Origin of the sequence: Streptomyces lincolnensis (assembly GCF_021173675.1) — a bacterium.
GTDB classification, from domain to species: domain Bacteria; phylum Actinomycetota; class Actinomycetes; order Streptomycetales; family Streptomycetaceae; genus Streptomyces; species Streptomyces lincolnensis_B.
Window position 1 is genome coordinate 73,185 of sequence record NZ_JAIHON010000017.1, and the last position, 18,822, is coordinate 92,006.

Below are 18,822 nucleotides of genomic sequence, written 5' to 3' on the forward strand. Positions count from 1 at the left end.
GATGAGTACCGACAGCGAGGTGAGCCCGGCCCGGGCCCGGTGGAACACCGCGTTCCAGGGACTCCAGAAGATGGGCCGCAGCCTTCAACTGCCCATCGCCGTCCTGCCCGCCGCCGGTATCCTCAACCGGCTCGGCCAGCCGGACGTGTTCGGGGACGACGGCCTGGGGTGGACGAACGTCTCCAAGGTGATGGCGGGCGCGGGCGGCGCGCTGCTCGACAGCCAGCTGGGCCTGCCCCTTCTCTTCTGTGTCGGTGTGGCGATCGGCATGGCGAAGAAGTCGGACGGCTCGACGGCGCTCGCGGCGGTGGCGGGTTTCCTCGTCTACTACACCGTGCTGCGGCAGTTCCCGGAGGACTGTCCGGACGGGTCGACGGCGGTGCCGAACATCGGCTGCCAGGCGACGACGGACCACGCGGTGACGGCGTTCACCTACCAGAACCCGGGTGTCTTCGGCGGCATCGTGATGGGGCTGCTCGCGGCGTTCTTCTGGCAGCGCTACCACCGTACGAAGCTGGTGGACTGGCTCGGTTTCTTCAACGGCCGCCGGCTGGTGCCGATCATCATGGCGTTCGTCGCGATCGTGTTCGCGGCGCTGTGTCTGTGGATCTGGCCGCCGATCGGTGACGGGCTGGAGAACTTCAGCGACTGGCTGAGCGACGCGGGCGCGTGGGGCGCGGGTGTCTTCGGCATCGCGAACCGGGCGCTGCTGGTGATCGGGCTGCACCAGTTCCTGAACGTGCCCATCTGGTTCCAGTTCGGCAGCTACACCAAGCCGGACGGTTCGGTGGTGCACGGCGACATCAACATGTTCCTGGCGGGCGACCCGGACGCGGGGCAGTTCACCTCCGGGTTCTTCCCGATCATGATGTTCGCGCTGCCGGCGGCGGCCCTGGCGATCACGCACTGCGCGCGGCCGGGGCGCCGCAAAGAGGTCGGCGGTCTGATGCTGTCGGTGGCGCTGACGTCGTTCGTCACGGGGATCACGGAACCGATCGAGTACTCGTTCCTGTTCGTCGCGCCGCTGCTGTACGCGGTGCACGCGGTGCTGACGGGTGTGTCGATGGCGGTGACGTGGGGGCTCGGGGTGCACGACGGGTTCAGCTTCTCGGCCGGCCTCATCGACTACGTCATCAACTGGAACCTGGCGACGAGACCGTGGGCGATCATCCCGATCGGCCTGTGCTTCGGCGTCCTCTACTACGTGATCTTCCGGTTCGCGATCACGCGGTTCGATCTGAAGACGCCGGGCAGGGAGCCGGAGGAGGAGGTCGAGGACGTCACGAAGGTGTAGTCCGCGCAGGTCCCCGGCAGGTAGCCCGCGGTAGCCGTTTCGTCACGGGAACCGCGGGTTCCTTATGCGTCCTTCATCGTGCTACAACATGGTCTACACCACTGAGTGGTGTAGACCACCACCCGATGGAGGAAGTCTATGAGCACCGCCACCTCGCCAACGGCGGCCCCCACGAAGAAGTGGGGATCCGGTCTTTTCCAGGGCCTTCAGAAGGTCGGCCGCAGCCTCCAGCTCCCGATCGCCGTGCTGCCGGCGGCGGGCATCCTGCTGCGCCTCGGCCAGCCCGACGTCTTCGGCAAGGACGGCCTGGGCTGGGGCAAGGTCGCGGACGTGTTCGCCACCGCCGGTGACGCCGTCTTCTCGAACCTCCCACTGCTGTTCTGCGTCGGTATCGCCATCGGCTTCGCCAAGAAGGCCGACGGCTCGACCGCCCTCGCGGCGCTGGTGGGCTTCCTCGTCTACAAGAACGTCCTGACCGCGTTCCCGATCACCGAGGCCCAGGTCACCAAGGGCGCGGACGTGGCCGCCACCTACAACGACCCCAAGGTCTTCGGCGGCATCATCATGGGCCTCATATCCGCCGTCGTGTGGCAGCGCTTCCACCGCACCAAGCTCCCCGACTGGCTGGGCTTCTTCAACGGCCGCCGACTGGTCCCGATCCTGATGGCCTTCATCGGCACCGCCGTCGGCGTCTTCTTCGGCCTGGTCTGGGAGCCGATCGGTGACGTCATCACCAACTTCGGCGAGTGGATGACCGGGCTCGGCGCGATCGGCGCGGGCATCTTCGGCGCCATCAACCGCGCGCTGCTCCCCGTGGGCATGCACCAGTTCGTCAACACGGTGGCCTGGCAGGAGATCGGCTCCTTCAAGGACGCCTCGGGTGCCGTCTGGCACGGTGACCTGCCGCGCTTCTTCCACGGCGACCCGACCGCCGGCCAGTTCATGACGGGCTTCTTCCCGATCATGATGTTCGCCCTGCCCGCCGCCGCCCTCGCGATCACGCACACCGCCCGTCCCGAGCGCCGCAAGGCCGTCGGCGGCATGATGCTCTCGCTCGCCCTGACGTCCTTCGTCACCGGCATCACCGAGCCGATCGAGTTCGCGTTCATGTTCGTCGCGCCGGTGCTGTACGTCATCCACGCGGTCCTGACCGCCGTCTCGATGGCCGTCACCTGGGCCCTGGGCGTCCATCACGGCTTCAGCTTCTCGGCCGGCGCGATCGACTACTTCCTCAACTGGAACCTCGCCACCAAGCCCTGGATGATCATCCCGATCGGCCTGGTGTTCGCCGCGATCTACTACGTCACCTTCCGCTTCGCCATCATCAGGTTCAACATCGCCACCCCGGGCCGCGAGCCCGAGGAGGAGGTCGAGGACCTCACCAAGGCGTGAGCCGCCGTACCGCGTGACGAAGGCCCCGGAACCAAGGACACGGTTCCGGGGCCTTCGCGCACGTACGGGCCTGAACCCCGTACGGGCTAGATCTCGTACGTCGCCCTCGGCGCCGCCAGCTCCACCGGGCCGTCGTAGACCGCGCGGGCGTCGGTCAGGTTGGCCTGGGGGTCCGTCCACGGCGGGATGTGGGTGAGGACCAGGCGGCGAGCTCCCGCCCTGCGTGCCGTCTCGCCCGCCTCGCGGCCGTTGAGGTGCAGGTCGGGGATGTTCTCCTTGCCGTGCGTGAAGGCGGCCTCGCACAGGAACAGGTCGGCGTCACGGGCGAGTTCGTCCAGGACGGGGGTCACGCCGGTGTCGCCGGAGTACGTGAGCGACTTGCCGCCGTGCTCGACGCGGATGCCGTACGCCTCCACCGGGTGGGCCACGCGTTCGGTGTGGACCGTGAACGGGCCGACCTCGAAGGTGGAGGGCTTGACCGTGTGGAAGTCGAAGACCTCGCTCATGGAGGAGGCGGTGGGGGTGTCGGCGTAGGCCGTGGTGAGACGGTGCTCGGTGCCCTCGGGGCCGTAGACCGGGATCGGGTCGCAGCGGCCGCCGTCGTGGCGGTAGTAGCGCGCGACGAAGTACGCGCACATGTCGATGCAGTGGTCGGCGTGCAGATGGCTGAGGAAGATCGCGTCGAGGTCGTAGAGACCGCAGTGGCGCTGCAGCTCGCCGAGGGCACCATTGCCCATGTCGAGAAGCAACCGGAAGCCGTCGGCCTCTACGAGGTAGCTCGAGCAGGCCGATTCCGCGGACGGGAACGACCCCGAGCAGCCGACGACGGTGAGCTTCATGAAGCAGAAACCTCCGCTGGCGGGAATGGACAATTGGGTGCGTCGGGGGTCGTGCGGTCCGTCGAGCGTAAGGCGCAAAACCCCCGGTCGCTCCTCCACCAGGGGCTGTTGTGGGCGAACTCACCTGTGCTGTCACCGGTTCGGCTGGCCCGGGGGCGCGTGAGGCGCGCGATAGGGCGCGAGGGCGCTCGCACGCCGGTAACGTCGTCCGTATGGACACGTCCTGGTGGCTCGCGCTCGCGGCGGTAGTACTGCTGGCGCTCGTCGCCACGCTCGTCGACGGATGGGGGCGGGGGCGCCGGCCGGCGGGGCGCCGGAGCAGGCCGCCGGGGTATCCGGAGGGGCGGGCCCAGCGCTGGCCCCGGCCGGCGGAGATCTGGTGGGCGAACGTTCCGTTCGAGGACGGGCCGGGGCAGAAGGACCGGCCGTGTCTGGTGCTCTCGGTGCGGGGGCGGCGGGCGGTCGTCGCGAAGATCACCAGCAAGTACCACGACGAGCGCGGCGGGGTGATTCCGCTGCCACCGGGTGCCGTCGGCGATGCTCAGGGGCGGGCGAGTTTTTTGGAGACCGACGAGTTGCGCGAGGTATCGGTAGGGGACTTCCGGCGCCGGGTGGGGGTGGTGGACCCGATCCTTTGGGATCAGGTCCGTCACCTGGCCGGCTAGGGGTCGTTCGTCGGGTGCGGGTTGTGGGGGCTGGTCGCGCCCGCGCGGCGGTAGCCGCACATCGGCCACAGCCCCGCGCCCCTGGGTTGGCTGCTCATGCCCAGAGTTGGCCCTGCAGCGTCTCGATCGCTTCCTCGGTCGTCGCCGCCGTGTAGACGCCCGTCGAGAGGTACTTCCAGCCGCCGTCGGCGACGACGAAGACGATGTCGGCGCTCTCGCCCGCCTTGACCGCCTTGTTGCCGACGCCGATCGCCGCGTGCAGGGCGGCGCCGGTGGAGACGCCCGCGAAGATGCCCTCCTGCTGGAGGAGCTCCCGGGTGCGGGTGACCGCGTCGGCCGAGCCGACCGAGAAGCGGGTGGTGAGGACGGAGGCGTCGTAGAGCTCGGGTACGAAGCCCTCGTCCAGGTTGCGCAGGCCGTAGACGAGGTCGTCGTAGCGCGGCTCGGCGGCGACGATCTTCACGTCGGGCTTGTGTTCGCGCAGGTAGCGGCCGACGCCCATCAGGGTGCCCGTGGTGCCGAGGCCGGCGACGAAGTGGGTGACCGAGGGGAGGTCGGCGAGGATCTCCGGGCCGGTGGTGGCGTAGTGGGCGCCCGCGTTGTCCGGGTTGCCGTACTGGTAGAGCATCACCCAGTCGGGGTGCTCGGCGGAGAGCTCCTTGGCGACGCGTACGGCGGTGTTGGAGCCGCCCGCGGCCGGGGAGGGGATGATCTCCGCGCCCCACATGCCGAGCAGGTCGCGGCGCTCCTGCGAGGTGTTCTCGGGCATCACGCAGACCATGCGGTAGCCCTTGAGCTTGGCCGCCATGGCGAGGGAGATGCCGGTGTTGCCGGAGGTGGGTTCGAGGATCGTGCAGCCGGGGGTGAGGCGGCCGTCCTTCTCCGCCTGCTCGATCATGTGCAGGGCGGGGCGGTCCTTGACGGAGCCGGTGGGATTGCGGTCCTCCAGCTTCGCCCAGATACGGACGTCGGCGGACGGCGACAGCCGCGGCAGGCGCACCAGAGGGGTGTTGCCCACCGCGGCCAGCGGGGAGTCGTAACGCATGGGTGGTCAGCGGCCCTAGCGCATGCCGCCGGCGACGGCCGGCAGGATCGTGACGTTGTCGCCGTCGGTGAGCTTGGTGTTGATGCCGTCCAGGAAGCGGACGTCCTCGTCGTTCAGGTAGACGTTGACGAAGCGGCGCAGCTGGTCGCCGTCCACGATGCGGGCCTGGATGCCCGCATGCCGGGTCTCCAGGTCGGTGAAGAGCTTGGCGAGGGTGTCCCCGTTGCCCTCCACCGCCTTCTGGCCGTCGGTGTACTGGCGGAGGATGGTCGGGATGCGGACCTCGATGGCCATGGCTGAGGGCTCCTGTCGGATGTGGTCAGGTCGGTAGGCGCGCGGCAGCGCTGGTACGGCAGGTCGTGCGTGGATGAGCGCCGCGGCCCACGGCCGTACGGCGGCAGGGCAGCGTCAACAGATGGCGCTGGCGAGCCTGCACAGGTCGACGTGCAGCCGCGCCACGAGCAGCATGCCCGGCGTCTTTTCGCTCACGTCGTCAAAAACCATGGGCTCATCGTATCGATTCCCGTCCCGGGCCCCGGAGTGTGATCCCACATTCCGGACGGAATCCGGCCGGGGAGTGAGACGCAGCAGCTCAGGCGGACTGTCTGCGGACCAATCGGGTCGGCACGACCACGCGGGAGCCGGCGGCCTGGGCGGTGTGGTCGAAGAGCAGCCGGGCCATCAGGCGGCCCATGCCCTCCACGTCCTGGTGGACGGTGGTCAGGGGCGGGTGGGCCGACTCGGTGAGGTCGGTCAGGTCGTCGAAGCCGACCACGGCCACGTCCTCCGGGACCCGGCGTCCGTGCTCGTGCAGGGTCTGCAGGGCGCCGGTGGCCATGAGGTCGGAGGCGACGAAGACGGCGTCCAGGCCGGGCTCCCGGTCCAGGAGGCGGCCCATGGCGTCGGCGCCGCCCTGCCGCGTGTAGTCGGCGCGTTCCACGAGGTGGGGCGGGGCGGTGGGGAGCACGTCCCGGTAGCCCTCCAGCCGGTCGGCGGCGGAGGCCTCCTGGTCGTCGGGCCCGGCGACGGTCGCGATCCGGGTGCGGCCCAGCGCGACCAGGTGCTCGACGGCCTGCCGCGCTCCCCCGCGGTTGTCGCCGTCGACATGGACGTATCCGGCGTCGTCCGCCCCGGCGCGCGGGCGGCCGCCGAAGACCACGGGCAGGCCGGTGCGGGCGACCATGGCGCCGAGCCGGTCGTCGGGGCGCAGGGAGAAGAGGATCGCGCCGTCCACATGGCCGCCGCCCAGGAAGTCCGCCACGCGGTCGTGGTCGTCCGGCTCGTCCACGAACAGCAGGGCCGCCTGGGCGCCGTGCTCGGCGAGTTCACGGCGCACGCCGCGCAGCAGGCAGTCGAAGAACGGGTCGAGGAAGAGCCTGTTCTGCGGCTGCGTGGCCACCACGGCGACGGCGTCCGTGCGGCGGGTCACCAGCTGGCGGGCGGCGTGGTTGGGGACGTAGCCGAGTTCGGCGATCACCTGCCGGACCTGTTCCACGACCTCCGCGCGCACCCGGGGCTCGCCGTTGATCACCCGCGACACCGTGGACTTCGAGACGCCCGAGCGGCGGGCGACATCCTCCAGGGTGGGCCGCCTGCCGTGCGTCCGCTGCGTCAACGCCTGCTCCGATACGCCAAGTTGATCGTACGGACGAGCCTAGTACGCCTCGACGATCTCCACCTGCTCCTCGGTGACCTCGCCCTCCACGATGCGGAAGGAGCGGAACTGGAACGGGCCGGCGTCGTCCGTGTCCGCGGTGGAGACCAGGACGTAGTGCGCGCCGGGCTCGTTGGCGTAGGAGATGTCGGTGCGGGAGGGGTAGGCCTCGGTGGCGGTGTGGGAGTGGTAGATGACCACCGGCTCCTCGTCGCGGTCGTCCATCTCGCGGTAGAGCTTCAGCAGGTCGCCGGAGTCGAACTCGTAGAACGTGGGGGACATGGCCGCGTTCAGCATCGGGATGAAGCGCTCGGGGCGGTCCGAGCCCGCCGGTCCCGCGACGACGCCGCACGCCTCGTCGGGGTGGTCCTTGCGCGCGTGGGCGACGATCTGGTCGACGAGGGCCTGGGTGATGGTCAGCATGCTCGTCAGGATAAGCAGAAGGCCGTTCCGTACCGGTGGGTGGTACGGAACGGCCCATATGCCGGACGCGTCGATCTCCGGGAACTAGTCGTCGGCCTTCACGAACTAGTCGTCGACCTTCGCGAACTAGTCGTTGATCTTCGCGAACTCCGAGCCGTCGCGGGTGGTGACGCCGGGGTTGCGGCTCTTGAGGATCGCCCAGCCGATGCCCAGGCCGGCGGCCCAGACCGCCATCACGTAGAGGCAGATCCTGGAGTCCGCGTCGTAGGCGATCAGGCCGGTGACGAAGAGCAGGAAGGCGATGGCGACGTAGGAGAAGACCGAGCCGCCCGGGGCCGGGAAGGACGAGGCGGGCAGGCGGCCCGCGACGACCGCGCGGCGGTAGAGGACGTGGCTGATCAGGATCATCAGCCAGGTCCAGATACCGGCCGCGGTGGCCACCGAGGTGACGTAGCCGAAGGCCTTCTCGGGGACGACGTAGTTCAGGACCACGCCGATGCCCATGAAGAGGACCGAGACCGTGATGCCGAAGGCGGGGGTCTTCGTGGACGACAGCTTCTTGAAGACCCCGGGGGCCTCGCCGCTGTCGGCCAGGTTCCGCAGCATGCGGCCCGTGGAGTACATGCCCGAGTTGCAGGAGGACAGGGCCGCGGTCAGCACGACGAAGTTGACGATGCCGGCGCCCGCCGGGATGCCGATCTTGGCGAAGGCCTCGACGAACGGCGAGACACCGGGTGCGAACTCGGTCCACTTCACGACACAGAGGATGACGGTGAGCGCGCCGACGTAGAAGAGCGCGATGCGCCAGGGCAGCGTGTTGATCGCCTTGGGGAGAGTCTTCTCCGGGTCCTCGGACTCGCCGGCCGTGACGCCGACCAGTTCGACGGCGAGGTAGGCGAACATCACGCCCTGCAGGGTCATCAGGGACGAGCCGATGCCCTTGGGGAAGAAGCCGTCGAAGGCCCAGAGGTTGGAGACGGCCGCGGTGTCGCCGGCCGCGCTGAAGCCGAACGTGAGGACGCCGAGACCGATGACGATCATGCCGATCAGCGCGGTGACCTTGACCATCGAGAACCAGAACTCCAGCTCACCGAAGAGCTTCACGGAGATCAGGTTGACCCCGAACAGGACCACCAGGAAGACCAGGGCGGTGACCCACTGCGGGATGTGCGGGAACCAGTAATTCACGTAGATGGCGGCGGCGGTCAGCTCGGCCATGCCGGTGACCACCCACATCAGCCAGTACGTCCAGCCGGTGAAGTAGCCGAAGAACGGGCCGAGGAACTCGCGGGAGTACTCCGCGAAGGAGCCCGAGACCGGGCGGTAGAGCAGGAGCTCGCCGAGCGCCCGCATGATGAAGAAGATGATCACGCCCGCGAGGGCGTACATGAAGATGAGACTGGGACCGGCCTTGGCGATGTTCGCCCCGGCCCCCAGGAAGAGGCCGACGCCGATGGCGCCGCCGATCGCGATCATCTGGACCTGGCGGCTGCCGAGGCCGCGCTCGTATCCCTCTTCGGAGGTGCTCTCGGAGGAGTTCCCCGTGTCGACCTGAGCGGAGGTCATGTGGTGGTGTGCCCTTTCTCCATACCGACCCGGGCCTGTAGTCGGCCACGGATCGGGTCTCGATCCCCCCGGATTGATGGAGTGGTGCCTTGCCGGCGATCGACCGGCTCGGTGGCGCACCCGGGCGAACATTCGGGTGGTGTTCGCCGGGCCGTCGTGAAGATTTATCACGGCGGCAACCGAGATCACCTGGGTGAGATGTGACGCGCCACACAGGGAGAAGGGGACAAAAGCCGCTCGGAGGGGGCATAGGCGAACGGCGCGGTGATGTGATCGTTATCCGGATTTGAGCGTCCGTTGAGCGAACACGGAAGCGTCACAAGTCGGGGCAGAAGCGTCACAAGTCAGGGCTGTAGGCCACAAGTCAGGACAGTGGGGCCACAAGTCAGGGCATCAGTGTGGAGACGAGGGTCTCCTGGAGTCCGCCCAGCCACAGATACGCCATCACCATCGGCTTGCGCGGGTCCTCGTCCGGGAGGCGGTAGAGGAGGTCGGTGTCCTCCTCGTCGGTGATCTCCAGCCGGGAGCCGATCGCGAGGCGCAGGTCGTTCAGGGAGTTCAGCCACTGCCTGGACTCCTCGGGCGACAGCTTGAGGACCGCGCCGCCCGCACCGCCGGAGTTCAGCGCGTCCAGGGACCGGATCACCGCGAGGGCGTTGTCGCGCTTGCCGGCCCTCAGGTCGTTCTCGGTGTAGCGGCGGAACTCGGCGGAGTAGACACGCTGTTCCTCGGCCTCCTTGGCCTGCGGGGCGCCCTCGGGGTCGCTGTAGGCGTCCGGGAAGAGCCTTCTGAGCACCGGGTCGGCGGGCGGCTCGCTCGGGCCGTCGGCGAACAACTCGGCCAGCGGGTCGTCGGGGGCGTCCTCGGCGGGACCGGGCCCGATGAGCTCCAGGAGCTGGACGGCCAGCGACCGGATGATGGAGATCTCGACGTCGTCGAGGGCGACGGCCGCGCCGCCGCCGGGGAGCGGTTCGAAGGTTCCTGGCATGAAGACGATTCGCTGCTTCCGACCGGCTACTTGCGGTCCTGCTGGAGGGTGGCCCACAGACCGTAGCCGTGCATGGCCTGCACGTCGCGTTCCATCTCCTCGCGACTGCCGCTGGAGACGACCGCCCGGCCCTTGTGGTGGACATCGAGCATGAGCTTGGTGGCCTTGTCCTTGGAGTAGCCGAAGTACGTCTGGAAGACGTACGTCACATAGCTCATGAGGTTGACCGGGTCGTTGTGGACGATCGTGACCCAGGGGACGTCCGGCTCGGGTACGGCGAAGACCTCTTCCGCCGACTCGGTGCGTTCGATCTCTACGGGAGCGGGTGACGTCACACGGCCCATGCTGCCACGGTCTCCACAAATCGTCACACTGACGCGAATGGGGGTACCATCTGTTGCCATGAACACAGCGGACCTTGGGCTGCCGGTGGACGTTCCCTCGACGGCGCTCTTCACGGACCAGTACGAGCTCACGATGCTTCGGGCCGCCCTGAAGGCGGGCACGGCCGAGCGGCGCAGCGTGTTCGAGGTCTTCACACGACGGTTGCCGGACGGGCGCCGGTACGGCGTGGTGGCGGGCACCGGGCGCGTCCTGGACGCGGTCGAGAACTTCCGCTTCGACGCGGACGTCCTCGGCTTCCTGCGGGAGCGGCAGATCGTCGACGAGGAGACCCTGGACTGGCTGGCCGGCTATCGCTTCTCCGGCGACATCTGGGGCTATCCCGAGGGCGAGGTGTACTTCCCGGGCTCGCCGATCATGCGGGTCGAGGGCTCCTTCGCCGAGTGCGTGCTGCTGGAGACCGTCATCCTGTCCATCCTCAACCACGACTCGGCGATCGCCGCGGCCGCCTCCCGGATGGCCTCCGCCGCCGGCGGCCGGCCGCTGATCGAGATGGGCGCCCGGCGCACCCACGAGCTGGCCGCGGTCGCCGCGGCACGCGCCGCGTACGTCGGCGGCTTCACCACCACCTCCGACCTGGCGGCCGGCTTCCGCTACGGCATCCCCACGGTGGGGACGAGCGCGCACGCCTTCACGCTCCTGCACGACCACGAGCGGGACGCCTTCCGGGCCCAGGTGGACGCGCTGGGCCGGGGCACCACGCTGCTCGTCGACACCTACGACGTCACCGAGGCCGTCCGCATGGCCGTCGAGGTCGCCGGGCCCGAGCTGGGGGCGGTGCGCATCGACTCCGGTGACCTGCTGCTGGTCGCCCACCGGGTACGGCAGCAGCTGGACGATCTGGGGGCGACGGACACGCGGATCATCGTCACCTCGGACCTGGACGAGTACGCGATCGCCTCGCTGGCGGCGGCGCCGGTGGACGCGTACGGCGTCGGCACCCAGCTGGTGACCGGGTCCGGGCATCCGACGGCCTCCATGGTCTACAAGCTGGTCGCGCGCGCCGAGACCGCGGATCCCAAGGCCCCGCTGGTGCCGGTGGCGAAGAAGTCCTCCGGCGGCAAGACCTCGGTCGGCGGCCGCAAGTGGGCGGCGCGGCGGCTCGACGAGAACGGGATCGCGGAGGCGGAGGTCGTGGGCACCGGGATCGTGCCGGGCGAGCTGGCCGACCGGCAGCTGCTGGTGGAGCTCGTCAAGGGCGGCGAGGTCGTCGCGCGGGAGCCGCTGGACGTCGTACGCGACCGGCACGCGGCCGCGCGCGGGAACCTGCCGTTGTCGGCGACGCAGCTGTCGCGCGGGGAACCGGTCATTCCGACGGAGTACGTCCCCGGACGGTCGGGTAGCTAGAGTGCGCCCGCTTTTACGCCCCTCGATGCCCCCTCCCGCCCTGTCCCTTCAGTCCGTAGGCTCGGAAGTTCACCGGCCGGGCCACCGCTCCTCGCACTCCCGCTCTCCCCGACCCACATAGTCGAAGGACACCGACCATGCGCCGCGCCTTGATCGTCGTTGACGTGCAGAACGATTTCTGCGAAGGGGGCAGTCTCGCGGTGGCCGGGGGTGCCGATGTGGCCGCCGCCGTCACCGAGCTGATCGGGCAGGCGGCCGGCTCCGGCTACCAGCACGTGGTGGCCACCCGCGACCACCATGTCGCGCCCGGGGGCCACTTCGCCGACAACCCCGACTTCGTCCACTCCTGGCCCGCGCACTGCGTCGCCGGGACCGAGGGGGTGGGCTTCCACCCGAACTTCGCCCCCGCGGTCGCCTCCGGCGCGGTCGACGCCGTCTTCGACAAGGGCGCGTACTCGGCCGCCTACAGCGGGTTCGAGGGCGCCGACGAGAACGGCGTGCCGCTGGCCGACTGGCTGCGGGCCCGGGACGTCGGCGAGGTCGACGTGGTCGGCATCGCCACGGACCACTGCGTCCGCGCCACCGCGCTCGACGCCGCCCGCGAGGGTTTCCGCACCCAGGTCCTCCTCGACCTCACCGCCGGCGTCTCCGAGACCACCACGGAACAGGCCCTGGAAGAGCTCCGAGCAGCAGGCGTGGAACTGACGGGCAAGCCGGTCGTGTAGACCACGCAGACCGGCTGCGCGGGCCCCGAGGGGCTTTACGGGGTACGGGGCGGCTTGGGAGCCTCGGGCTGCGCGGGGCGACCTGGAGGCTGTGCGGGGCGGGGGCCTGGGTGCCCCAGAACCCACGGCGTCACCACCCCCGCCCCAGGAGCCGACCGCGTCACCCACCGCACCCCGCTCCCACGGCGTCACCGCGCCCTAGCGGCATCACCTCGCCCGGAAGCCCGACAGCGCAGCCCCGCCTCCCGTAGCGGTCACGCCGGTGTGGCCGGGTGTCTCAGGAGGGCTCTGATGGGGTGCCAGAGTTCTTGGACGAGGTCGGGGGCGGGGACACCGTTGTCAGGGGCTGTGCGCCATATGAGGCCGTCGGGGTGGTGGAGGACGGCGGTGATCTCGTCGGGGGTGGGTGGGGCGGCGTTGCCGCGTAGGTAGACGGCTCGCATGCCGAGGTTGCGCAGCCTGGTCAGGGCGCGGGCGCGGTTACGGGCGTGGACGAGGACGCGGACGCAGCCCGCGCCGTGGGCGGTGGGGCTGGGCAGGTTCAGCGCCACCACCACGCTGCCGGTCGGCAGCTTGCAGAAACCTCCTGCGGACATGCAGTCACACCCCCGTGCGAGTCGACGTCGATACCGGTGTCAATAAGCGAGGCACAGCACGCACCTAAACACGATCGGCGGCGACCCGCCAGGGGGTCACCGCCGATACGTCTCTGACCTGGGGTTATACGAACTACTTCGCCGATGGGCCTACCTGGACCGTGATCGTCGAGCCGTTCAGCGGCTGCTTGACGATCTTGATCCGGGTATTGGTGTCAGTGATCTTGACCCCGGCCCGCGGGTTGGACTCGTCGTAGTAGGTCGACCTGCCGTCGTCGAAGACCGGAACCCCCGGCTGCGACTTGATCTTGGTCGCGACATCCGCGCTGTGGAGCGTCATCGCGTCCGTCGGGTACCAGCTGAAGGGCGAGTCGTAGGACTGGATGCGGTTGCGCATCAGCGTCCCGTTGGACCACTTCAGCGGCGTCGGGTGGGCGTCGACCGGGAGGATCAGCCCCTCGCCGGGGTGCTGGCTGGTGTTGTCGTCGAGGTGGGAGGTGTCCCACTTCCAGATCAACAGGCCGTTCTGGTAGGCGTAGTGCTCCACCCACTTCGGACGGGTCGTGGAGAAGCCGTAGTTGTACGGCCCGACCTTGAGGACCTTGTCGTACGACACGTATTGGCGGTTCTCGGCGATGTAGTACTGCGCGTAGTCACCGGTGAAGGACGCCCCGATCCGGGAGAAGCCCTTGGCGGTCCAGGCCGCGTCCGCGGACTCGGCGTCGTCGGAGAAGAGGGTCGCCCCGTCGGCGGTCAGCGTGATCGCGTCGGCCGTGAAGCCCTTCAACACCGTGCCGCCGTCGGTCTGGTAGCGGAAGCGCAGGCTGATCTTCTGGCCGGCGTAGGCGTCCAGCGGGAACGTCAGCTTCTGCTGGGCCTCGACCGTGCCGGTGAGCGCGGGCTTGTCGCCGCCGTCGCGCGGGATGGCGGTGCCGTCGGCCAGGGTGCCGTCCACCGGCTTCCAGTTGGTGCCGTCGGTGGAGACCTCGGTGTAGAGGTGGTCGTAGTCCTTCTCGATGTCCCACCAGGCGTCGAGCGTCAGCGCGGCCGAGCTCTTGCCGGTCAGGTCGACCGAGCGGGTCAGCGTGTTGCGCAGGTCGTTGCCGCGCCCGCTCCACCACTGGTTGGCCCCCTGCGCCGGGGTGCCCACGTCGAGGGTGGCCGTCTTGTCGGGCAGCTTCACCACGAGCGCCTGCGGGTTCTTGGTGTTGTACGCCTGGACGCCCAGCCTGTGGGTCGACTTCGTGCCCGCCTCGGCCACGTCGTAGTCGAGCCAGCCCAGTTGCAGCTTGTCCCAGGCGTTCATGTCGCCGGGCAGGTCGCCGATGGAGTCCTTGCCGGTGCCGAGCCAGGAACCGGAGGACATCAGCGTCCAGAAACCGGTGGAGTTCTCGCCGCCCGCGGTGTCGTACTCGTCGGGCAGGCCGAGGTCGTGGCCGTACTCGTGGGCGAAGACGCCGAGTCCGCCGTTCTCCGGCTGGATGGTGTAGTCGCCGACCCAGATGCCGGTGTCACCGATCTGGGCGCCGCCGAGCTTGTTGGTGTCCGGGCCGGTGTTGCCGGCGTCGGTGCCGAAGGCGTACCAGCGGTGGGCCCAGATCGCGTCCTCGCCCTGGGCGCCGCCGCCGGCGGACTCGTCCTCACCGGCGTGCACGATCTGGAAGTGGTCGATGTAGCCGTCGGACTCGTTGAAGTCGCCGTCGCTGTCGAAGTCGTAGCGGTCCCAGCGGTCGAACTCGGCGAGCTCCGCCTTGATCTCGGCGGCGCTGTCCCCGGCGGCCTCGCGCTCGGCGACCCAGGCGTTGACGCCGTCCTGCACCGCGTACCAGGCGCAGTTGTCGGGGTCGCACTTGTTGGAGCCGTAACGGGCCTCGTTGTAGGGGACCTTGACCCAGTCGGTGACCTCGCCCTCGACCGAGTAACGGCCCGAGGACTGCTTCTCGTAGTACTTCTTCAGCGACTCGACGCCGTTCCCGGTGCCGAAGTACAGGTCCTGGTAGTGCTTCCGGTTGTAGTCCGCCTGCCAGGCCGTGCTGTTGTCCACGGCGCGGTCCGGCTGGGCGATCTGGTTGTGCAGCGGGCCGGGCGTGCCGCCGTAGCGGGGATCGACCTGGTCGCCGAACTCGACCAGGATCGTGAAGATCCGGTCGGTCTTCTCGCGGCCGAGCTCTACGTACTTGTCCTTGCCCTTGGCGCCCTTGAGCTCGACGACCTTGGAGCCGTCACGGTTCTCGACCGTGGCGGCGCCGGATATGACCTGGTCGAGCGCCTCCTGGCGCTGCGCCGCCTGCGTCTGGGACAGCGGGCCGTCGAAGTCGTGCTTCCTGCTCTCGACCGGCTGCGGGTCGTGCCGGTCCGCGGCCGCGGTCCGCGCGGCCGGGTCGTCCGCGGCCTGCGCCACGGCGAACGTCGAGAACGTCACCGAGGCCGCCGCGAGGGCGACGACCGTCGAGGCCGTTCTGAACGTCCAGGATCTGCTGGTCACTTGATGCCTCCCCTAACGCGCCCGCCACCGCGGATATACGCGTGTAGTCAAGTGACGACATTTGACTACTGGTTTGCGGGAAAAGACAGACCTTGACTTGAGCAGGACAACTGCTTTATCGGAAACGTGCGTTCGCATTACGGACACTTCGACGGAACCGAACAGGCGCGCACATCTGTCCACTTGTTGGACGCCATGACACCGTGCGCCCCCCGTGCTCCGGCACTGTTGGTCAGGTCACGCTTACTGCCCGTTCCACTCGGGCATGCAGCCGATTAGAGTCGGTCGGCGGAACGCCCGAAACAGGGCGGAAAGCCAGGCCGACACCCCCGTGGACCCCCACTTCCGAGGACACGATTGCCATGCCTCGTCCGACTGTCACGCCTCGCCCGACGGCCGCACAGCTCGCCTATGGTTCATGCACCGTGATCGGCTCGACGTTCGCCATGCTGCTGCTGTCCCAGACGAGTTCGGGTGTGGGGATCGCGGTCATCACCCTCGCGGCACTCGCCCTCGGGCTGCTGGTCGCCATGACGGTCCCGGTGACCAGGCCACGCGTGGTCGCGGTGAACCGGCCCGCCGCCCCGCAGGCCGAACAGACGGCGGCACCCGTGCCGGCCACGGTCGCCGCGGTGGCGTCCGAGCCGGTGCACGAGCGGGCCGCTTCCTGACCGCGCCCGGCCACCGGGCCCCGACCACCGGGCGGCGTCCGCACCTCAGGTGGTGCTGACCACCACCGTCTTCGCCGCCTTGTCGTGCAGGCCCTGCTTGTAGGGCTTGTCGAAGTAGCTCCAGCCGCCCGAGATCGCGGTCCAGATGCAGGCGCAGCAGAACGCGAACGGGAGCCACAGCACCGCCGAGCGGATCAACGTGGACTGCACGGAGGGCGTGGAGCCGTTGTCCAGGTTGGCGACCCGCATGCCCAGCCACTTCTTGCCGAGCGTCTGCCCCGACCTGGTGATCATGACGGTGTCGTAGGCGATGTAGAGCACGGCGGCGACGAGGGACTGACCGAGCGACTTGCCGTACTCGATGTTGTCGCCGTCCATGTCGTACTCGTTGACGCCGAAGCCCAGGGTGAGCAGCCAGACCACGACGGCGACGAGGATCATGTCGATGATCCGGGCGAGCGTGCGCCTGCCGCTGCCGGCGAGCGGGGGCATACCCGCGAGCGGATCGCCGGGATACCCGGCACCGCCGCCGTACGGGCCGCCTGCGCCATAGGGGCCGCCACCGCCGTAGGGATCACCGCCCTGAGGGGGCGGCGGTTGGCTTCCGTACGGGGGTTGACCGCCGTACGGCGAGCCCGGGCCCTCGGAGGGCGGGGGCTGCTTCCTGAACGGGTCGTCCTCCGGGGGCTGACCGGAGCCGGGGGGCGGTTCGCTGCTCATGGCCCGAGTCGACCGCGAACCCTCCGGCTCCGCATCCGGCGAGCGGCCGTCCGGAGTACGGAATCCTGCGGGCCGTTCGCCGTATACCGTCAGCCTGCTACGAACGTATGTGCGGCCTTGTCGTGCCAGCACTGGCGCCACGGCCGGTCGAACAGGCCCCACAGAAGGCCCAGGACACCGATCGCGAGCAGTCCGGGCACGCTGTAGACGAGCCAGCGGCGCAGGGCGGCGCCGAACGACGGGGGCTCGTGGCCCTCGATGTCCCGCACCTCCAGACCGAGCAGCTTCTTGCCGAGCGTGCGGCCCCACTTGTGGGTGGGCAGCGCCTCGTAGAGGGCACCGAAGAGGAGCAGGACGGCGACGACGATGCCGAGGTACGTCGACGTCGTGCCGTCCAGCAGCCAGACCGTGACGGTCTCGCCGGAGAGCTTGGCCGCGTCGATCTTCTCGTTGACGTGGTCGACCGCCTTGAGGCCGAGCGGTACGGCGGCCACCGCGGTGACGCCCGCGAGGACGACGGTGTCCACCAGCCGGGCCGCCAGCCGCTTGCCGAGCCCCGCGGGCTTGGCCGAGGCCTGACGCCGGGCAGCCGCCTGGAAGATGTCCTCCACCGGCGGCTTCCAGGGAGCTGGCTGCTCGTCGCCGGAAGGGCCCGCGAGCTGGTGCACCTGCTGCGCCCAGGACGGCTGGCCGCCCCCGGCGCCGGTGCTGATCGGGGCGGAGGAGGCCGCGGACTGCTGCGGCACGTTCGCGGCGGGGGCCTGCTGCGGGAGCGGGGCCGCCGGGGACGCCTGCTGCGGGCCGGAGAGCGGCGTGGGCGCGGCGGAGGCGGCGGGTCCCGCGGGCGCCTGCCCCGAGGTTCCTCCGGGTGCCTGCGCGGCTCCCGCGCGGGCGGCGGCCGCCTTTCCGGCACCGAAGCCCGGGGAACCCTGGGAGCCCTGGGAGCCCGCGGATCCGGGGCCTCCGGGCGTGCTCCCCTGCTGCGCCCCGCCCTGCTGCGGCGTGCGCGGGGAGAGCGCGCGGAAGGTGACGGTGCCCTCGTCGCGGGCGGGTCCGGCGGGACCGGGGACGCCGGGAGCCGAGGCCGCGGGTCCGGCCGTGGGCCTGCGGAAGAGGAACGTGTTGGCGGAGTCGGCGTCGGCCTGGTCCGGCTCGGCGGGCGGGATCGTCGCGGTGCCGTCGGTACGGGCGGCGCGGCCCTCCGGCTGCGCCGGACCGTCACCGGGCCGCGCGGCACGCGGCACCCGAGGATCGGCGGCCTGCGGGGTGCCGGGCTGGGCGGCGGCCTGCTGGGCGCCCTGGGGAGCCGCGGCCTGCTGGGCGCCCTGCGGGGCGTTCGGGGGCGAGCCCCACGAGACCCGGCGTTCCTGGTCGCCCCCGAAGCCCGACTGGTGGGAGCGGTCGGCGCCCCACGCGGAGGCGGGCTCGGGCCGGCTGCCGTGCTGGGCGCCGCCCGCGCCGGGTCCCGCGGCCGGGTCCTCGTCGAAGAAGTGCGGGCCCGTCTCCTCGACCGGAGCAGCCGGAGCTGCCGAAGCGGCGGAGGAGGCGGGCGAGGCGGCAGAGCCCGAGGCGGGGGCGCCCGTCTGCTGGGCCGGACCCGCGCCGGGCGGCGGAGCGAGCGGCTCGCCGTCGGTCGGTGCCGGACGGCTGGTGCCCGGTACCCAGGCGGCACCGTTCCAGTACCGGACGTATCCAGGAATGGACGGGTCCGGGTAATACCCGTCGCGGGGCCTGTCGTCACCGGGGGCCGGGGTTGGGGCGCTCATGTCCGTCGTCCCGTATCTGCTCGGGGGTGAATATGGGGGCCTCCACATCTATCAGACCGGCGCAACCCCCACCGCCAGTCCCACCGGACCCACTCCTTTTGAGCACGGTCGTCACGCGGCCGAAAAAAAGTCCGGCGAACCCGCGTAATGCTTCCCGCCCCTCCCCGCTCTCCATTCGTACGGGCCCACCGCAGGGCGCCGTACGCGCGTCGCGAGATGCCGCGTGACGTCACGAGAGAGGACA

At 70.0% G+C, this 18,822-nt stretch carries 19 protein-coding genes; 6 read left to right on the forward strand and 13 right to left on the reverse strand.

What is annotated here, in order from left to right; all coding sequences use genetic code 11:
• Window position 1: 1 nt before the first annotated feature.
• Both K4B79_RS39375 and K4B79_RS39380 read left to right on the forward strand, forming a co-directional pair.
• Window positions 2–1,294 carry a PTS transporter subunit EIIC gene (locus tag K4B79_RS39375; RefSeq protein WP_232032227.1) on the forward strand — a complete coding sequence of 431 codons (1,293 nt, stop codon included), beginning with the start codon at window positions 2–4 and terminating at the stop codon, window positions 1,292–1,294.
• Window positions 1,295–1,432: 138 nt separating this feature from the next.
• On the forward strand, window positions 1,433–2,686 hold the full coding sequence (locus K4B79_RS39380) for a PTS transporter subunit EIIC (protein ID WP_232032228.1): 1,254 nt from the start codon (window positions 1,433–1,435) through the stop codon (window positions 2,684–2,686).
• A gap of 86 nt (window positions 2,687–2,772) precedes the next feature.
• On the opposite strand, the gene K4B79_RS39385 is transcribed toward K4B79_RS39380, so the two are convergent.
• A complete protein-coding gene (locus K4B79_RS39385) occupies window positions 2,773–3,525 on the reverse strand; it encodes an MBL fold metallo-hydrolase (RefSeq protein WP_232032229.1) in 753 nt (250 codons plus the stop codon).
• Window positions 3,526–3,737: 212 nt separating this feature from the next.
• Between K4B79_RS39385 and K4B79_RS39390 the strand changes: the two genes are divergently transcribed.
• Entirely contained in the window at window positions 3,738–4,190 is a 453-nt protein-coding gene (locus K4B79_RS39390) for a type II toxin-antitoxin system PemK/MazF family toxin (protein ID WP_232032230.1), read from the forward strand.
• A 94-nt stretch (window positions 4,191–4,284) separates the two neighbouring features.
• Here K4B79_RS39390 and K4B79_RS39395 read toward each other — a convergent pair whose 3' ends face one another.
• The 8 genes from K4B79_RS39395 to clpS form a co-directional block, all read right to left on the reverse strand.
• Entirely contained in the window at window positions 4,285–5,235 is a 951-nt protein-coding gene (locus K4B79_RS39395; RefSeq protein WP_232032231.1) for a PLP-dependent cysteine synthase family protein, read from the reverse strand.
• Between the two features lie 15 nt (window positions 5,236–5,250).
• On the reverse strand, window positions 5,251–5,529 hold the full coding sequence (locus K4B79_RS39400) for a MoaD/ThiS family protein (RefSeq protein ID WP_232032232.1): 279 nt from the start codon (window positions 5,527–5,529) through the stop codon (window positions 5,251–5,253).
• 114 nt (window positions 5,530–5,643) lie between these two features.
• Window positions 5,644–5,739: a putative leader peptide gene (locus tag K4B79_RS48745; protein WP_310736469.1), complete on the reverse strand. Its 96-nt coding sequence runs from the start codon at window positions 5,737–5,739 to the stop codon at window positions 5,644–5,646.
• Window positions 5,740–5,827: 88 nt separating this feature from the next.
• Window positions 5,828–6,850 (reverse strand): LacI family DNA-binding transcriptional regulator, encoded by a 1,023-nt coding sequence (locus K4B79_RS39405; RefSeq protein ID WP_232032233.1) that lies wholly within the window; start codon window positions 6,848–6,850, stop codon window positions 5,828–5,830.
• A 39-nt stretch (window positions 6,851–6,889) separates the two neighbouring features.
• A complete protein-coding gene (locus tag K4B79_RS39410; protein WP_232032234.1) occupies window positions 6,890–7,312 on the reverse strand; it encodes a Mov34/MPN/PAD-1 family protein in 423 nt (140 codons plus the stop codon).
• Between the two features lie 126 nt (window positions 7,313–7,438).
• On the reverse strand, window positions 7,439–8,878 hold the full coding sequence (locus tag K4B79_RS39415) for an amino acid permease (RefSeq protein ID WP_232032235.1): 1,440 nt from the start codon (window positions 8,876–8,878) through the stop codon (window positions 7,439–7,441).
• Between the two features lie 385 nt (window positions 8,879–9,263).
• Entirely contained in the window at window positions 9,264–9,866 is a 603-nt protein-coding gene (locus K4B79_RS39420; RefSeq protein WP_232032236.1) for a DUF2017 domain-containing protein, read from the reverse strand.
• Between the two features lie 26 nt (window positions 9,867–9,892).
• Entirely contained in the window at window positions 9,893–10,210 is a 318-nt protein-coding gene (clpS, locus tag K4B79_RS39425; protein WP_007382360.1) for an ATP-dependent Clp protease adapter ClpS, read from the reverse strand.
• Between the two features lie 58 nt (window positions 10,211–10,268).
• Here clpS and K4B79_RS39430 point away from each other — a divergent pair, with 58 nt between their 5' ends.
• Entirely contained in the window at window positions 10,269–11,615 is a 1,347-nt protein-coding gene (locus K4B79_RS39430; RefSeq protein WP_232032237.1) for a nicotinate phosphoribosyltransferase, read from the forward strand.
• Between the two features lie 137 nt (window positions 11,616–11,752).
• Window positions 11,753–12,340 (forward strand): isochorismatase family protein, encoded by a 588-nt coding sequence (locus tag K4B79_RS39435; RefSeq protein ID WP_232032238.1) that lies wholly within the window; start codon window positions 11,753–11,755, stop codon window positions 12,338–12,340.
• A 254-nt stretch (window positions 12,341–12,594) separates the two neighbouring features.
• Here K4B79_RS39435 and K4B79_RS39440 read toward each other — a convergent pair whose 3' ends face one another.
• Both K4B79_RS39440 and K4B79_RS39445 read right to left on the reverse strand, forming a co-directional pair.
• The gene (locus tag K4B79_RS39440) at window positions 12,595–12,936 is read right to left on the reverse strand and encodes a hypothetical protein (protein ID WP_232032239.1); all 342 of its coding nucleotides are present in this window, start codon (window positions 12,934–12,936) and stop codon (window positions 12,595–12,597) included.
• Between the two features lie 133 nt (window positions 12,937–13,069).
• Entirely contained in the window at window positions 13,070–15,421 is a 2,352-nt protein-coding gene (locus tag K4B79_RS39445; RefSeq protein WP_232032240.1) for an immune inhibitor A domain-containing protein, read from the reverse strand.
• A 362-nt stretch (window positions 15,422–15,783) separates the two neighbouring features.
• On the opposite strand from K4B79_RS39445, the gene K4B79_RS39450 reads away from it, so the two are divergent.
• Window positions 15,784–16,092, forward strand: coding sequence for a hypothetical protein (locus tag K4B79_RS39450; protein WP_232032241.1), 309 nt, complete (start codon window positions 15,784–15,786; stop codon window positions 16,090–16,092).
• A 45-nt stretch (window positions 16,093–16,137) separates the two neighbouring features.
• On the opposite strand, the gene K4B79_RS39455 is transcribed toward K4B79_RS39450, so the two are convergent.
• Together K4B79_RS39455 and K4B79_RS39460 are read right to left on the reverse strand one after the other, a co-directional pair.
• Entirely contained in the window at window positions 16,138–16,812 is a 675-nt protein-coding gene (locus K4B79_RS39455) for an RDD family protein (RefSeq protein WP_232032242.1), read from the reverse strand.
• An 89-nt stretch (window positions 16,813–16,901) separates the two neighbouring features.
• Window positions 16,902–18,578 (reverse strand): RDD family protein, encoded by a 1,677-nt coding sequence (locus tag K4B79_RS39460; RefSeq protein ID WP_232032243.1) that lies wholly within the window; start codon window positions 18,576–18,578, stop codon window positions 16,902–16,904.
• Between the last annotated feature and the right edge of the window lie 244 nt (window positions 18,579–18,822).

Excerpts from the sequence above, each read along its gene's own strand:
- K4B79_RS39375 (WP_232032227.1), top strand. The coding sequence starts at position 2 with ATGAGTACCGACAGCGAGGTGAGCCCGGCCCGGGCCCGGTGGAACACC.
- K4B79_RS39380 (WP_232032228.1), top strand. The coding sequence starts at position 1,433 with ATGAGCACCGCCACCTCGCCAACGGCGGCCCCCACGAAGAAGTGGGGA.
- K4B79_RS39385 (WP_232032229.1), bottom strand. The coding sequence starts at position 3,525 with ATGAAGCTCACCGTCGTCGGCTGCTCGGGGTCGTTCCCGTCCGCGGAA.
- K4B79_RS39390 (WP_232032230.1), top strand. The coding sequence starts at position 3,738 with ATGGACACGTCCTGGTGGCTCGCGCTCGCGGCGGTAGTACTGCTGGCG.
- K4B79_RS39395 (WP_232032231.1), bottom strand. The coding sequence starts at position 5,235 with ATGCGTTACGACTCCCCGCTGGCCGCGGTGGGCAACACCCCTCTGGTG.
- K4B79_RS39400 (WP_232032232.1), bottom strand. The coding sequence starts at position 5,529 with ATGGCCATCGAGGTCCGCATCCCGACCATCCTCCGCCAGTACACCGAC.
- K4B79_RS48745 (WP_310736469.1), bottom strand. The coding sequence starts at position 5,739 with ATGGTTTTTGACGACGTGAGCGAAAAGACGCCGGGCATGCTGCTCGTG.
- K4B79_RS39410 (WP_232032234.1), bottom strand. The coding sequence starts at position 7,312 with ATGCTGACCATCACCCAGGCCCTCGTCGACCAGATCGTCGCCCACGCG.
- K4B79_RS39415 (WP_232032235.1), bottom strand. The coding sequence starts at position 8,878 with ATGACCTCCGCTCAGGTCGACACGGGGAACTCCTCCGAGAGCACCTCC.
- K4B79_RS39420 (WP_232032236.1), bottom strand. The coding sequence starts at position 9,866 with ATGCCAGGAACCTTCGAACCGCTCCCCGGCGGCGGCGCGGCCGTCGCC.
- clpS (WP_007382360.1), bottom strand. The coding sequence starts at position 10,210 with ATGGGCCGTGTGACGTCACCCGCTCCCGTAGAGATCGAACGCACCGAG.
- K4B79_RS39430 (WP_232032237.1), top strand. The coding sequence starts at position 10,269 with ATGAACACAGCGGACCTTGGGCTGCCGGTGGACGTTCCCTCGACGGCG.
- K4B79_RS39435 (WP_232032238.1), top strand. The coding sequence starts at position 11,753 with ATGCGCCGCGCCTTGATCGTCGTTGACGTGCAGAACGATTTCTGCGAA.
- K4B79_RS39440 (WP_232032239.1), bottom strand. The coding sequence starts at position 12,936 with ATGTCCGCAGGAGGTTTCTGCAAGCTGCCGACCGGCAGCGTGGTGGTG.
- K4B79_RS39450 (WP_232032241.1), top strand. The coding sequence starts at position 15,784 with ATGCCTCGTCCGACTGTCACGCCTCGCCCGACGGCCGCACAGCTCGCC.
- K4B79_RS39455 (WP_232032242.1), bottom strand. The coding sequence starts at position 16,812 with ATGAGCAGCGAACCGCCCCCCGGCTCCGGTCAGCCCCCGGAGGACGAC.
- K4B79_RS39460 (WP_232032243.1), bottom strand. The coding sequence starts at position 18,578 with ATGAGCGCCCCAACCCCGGCCCCCGGTGACGACAGGCCCCGCGACGGG.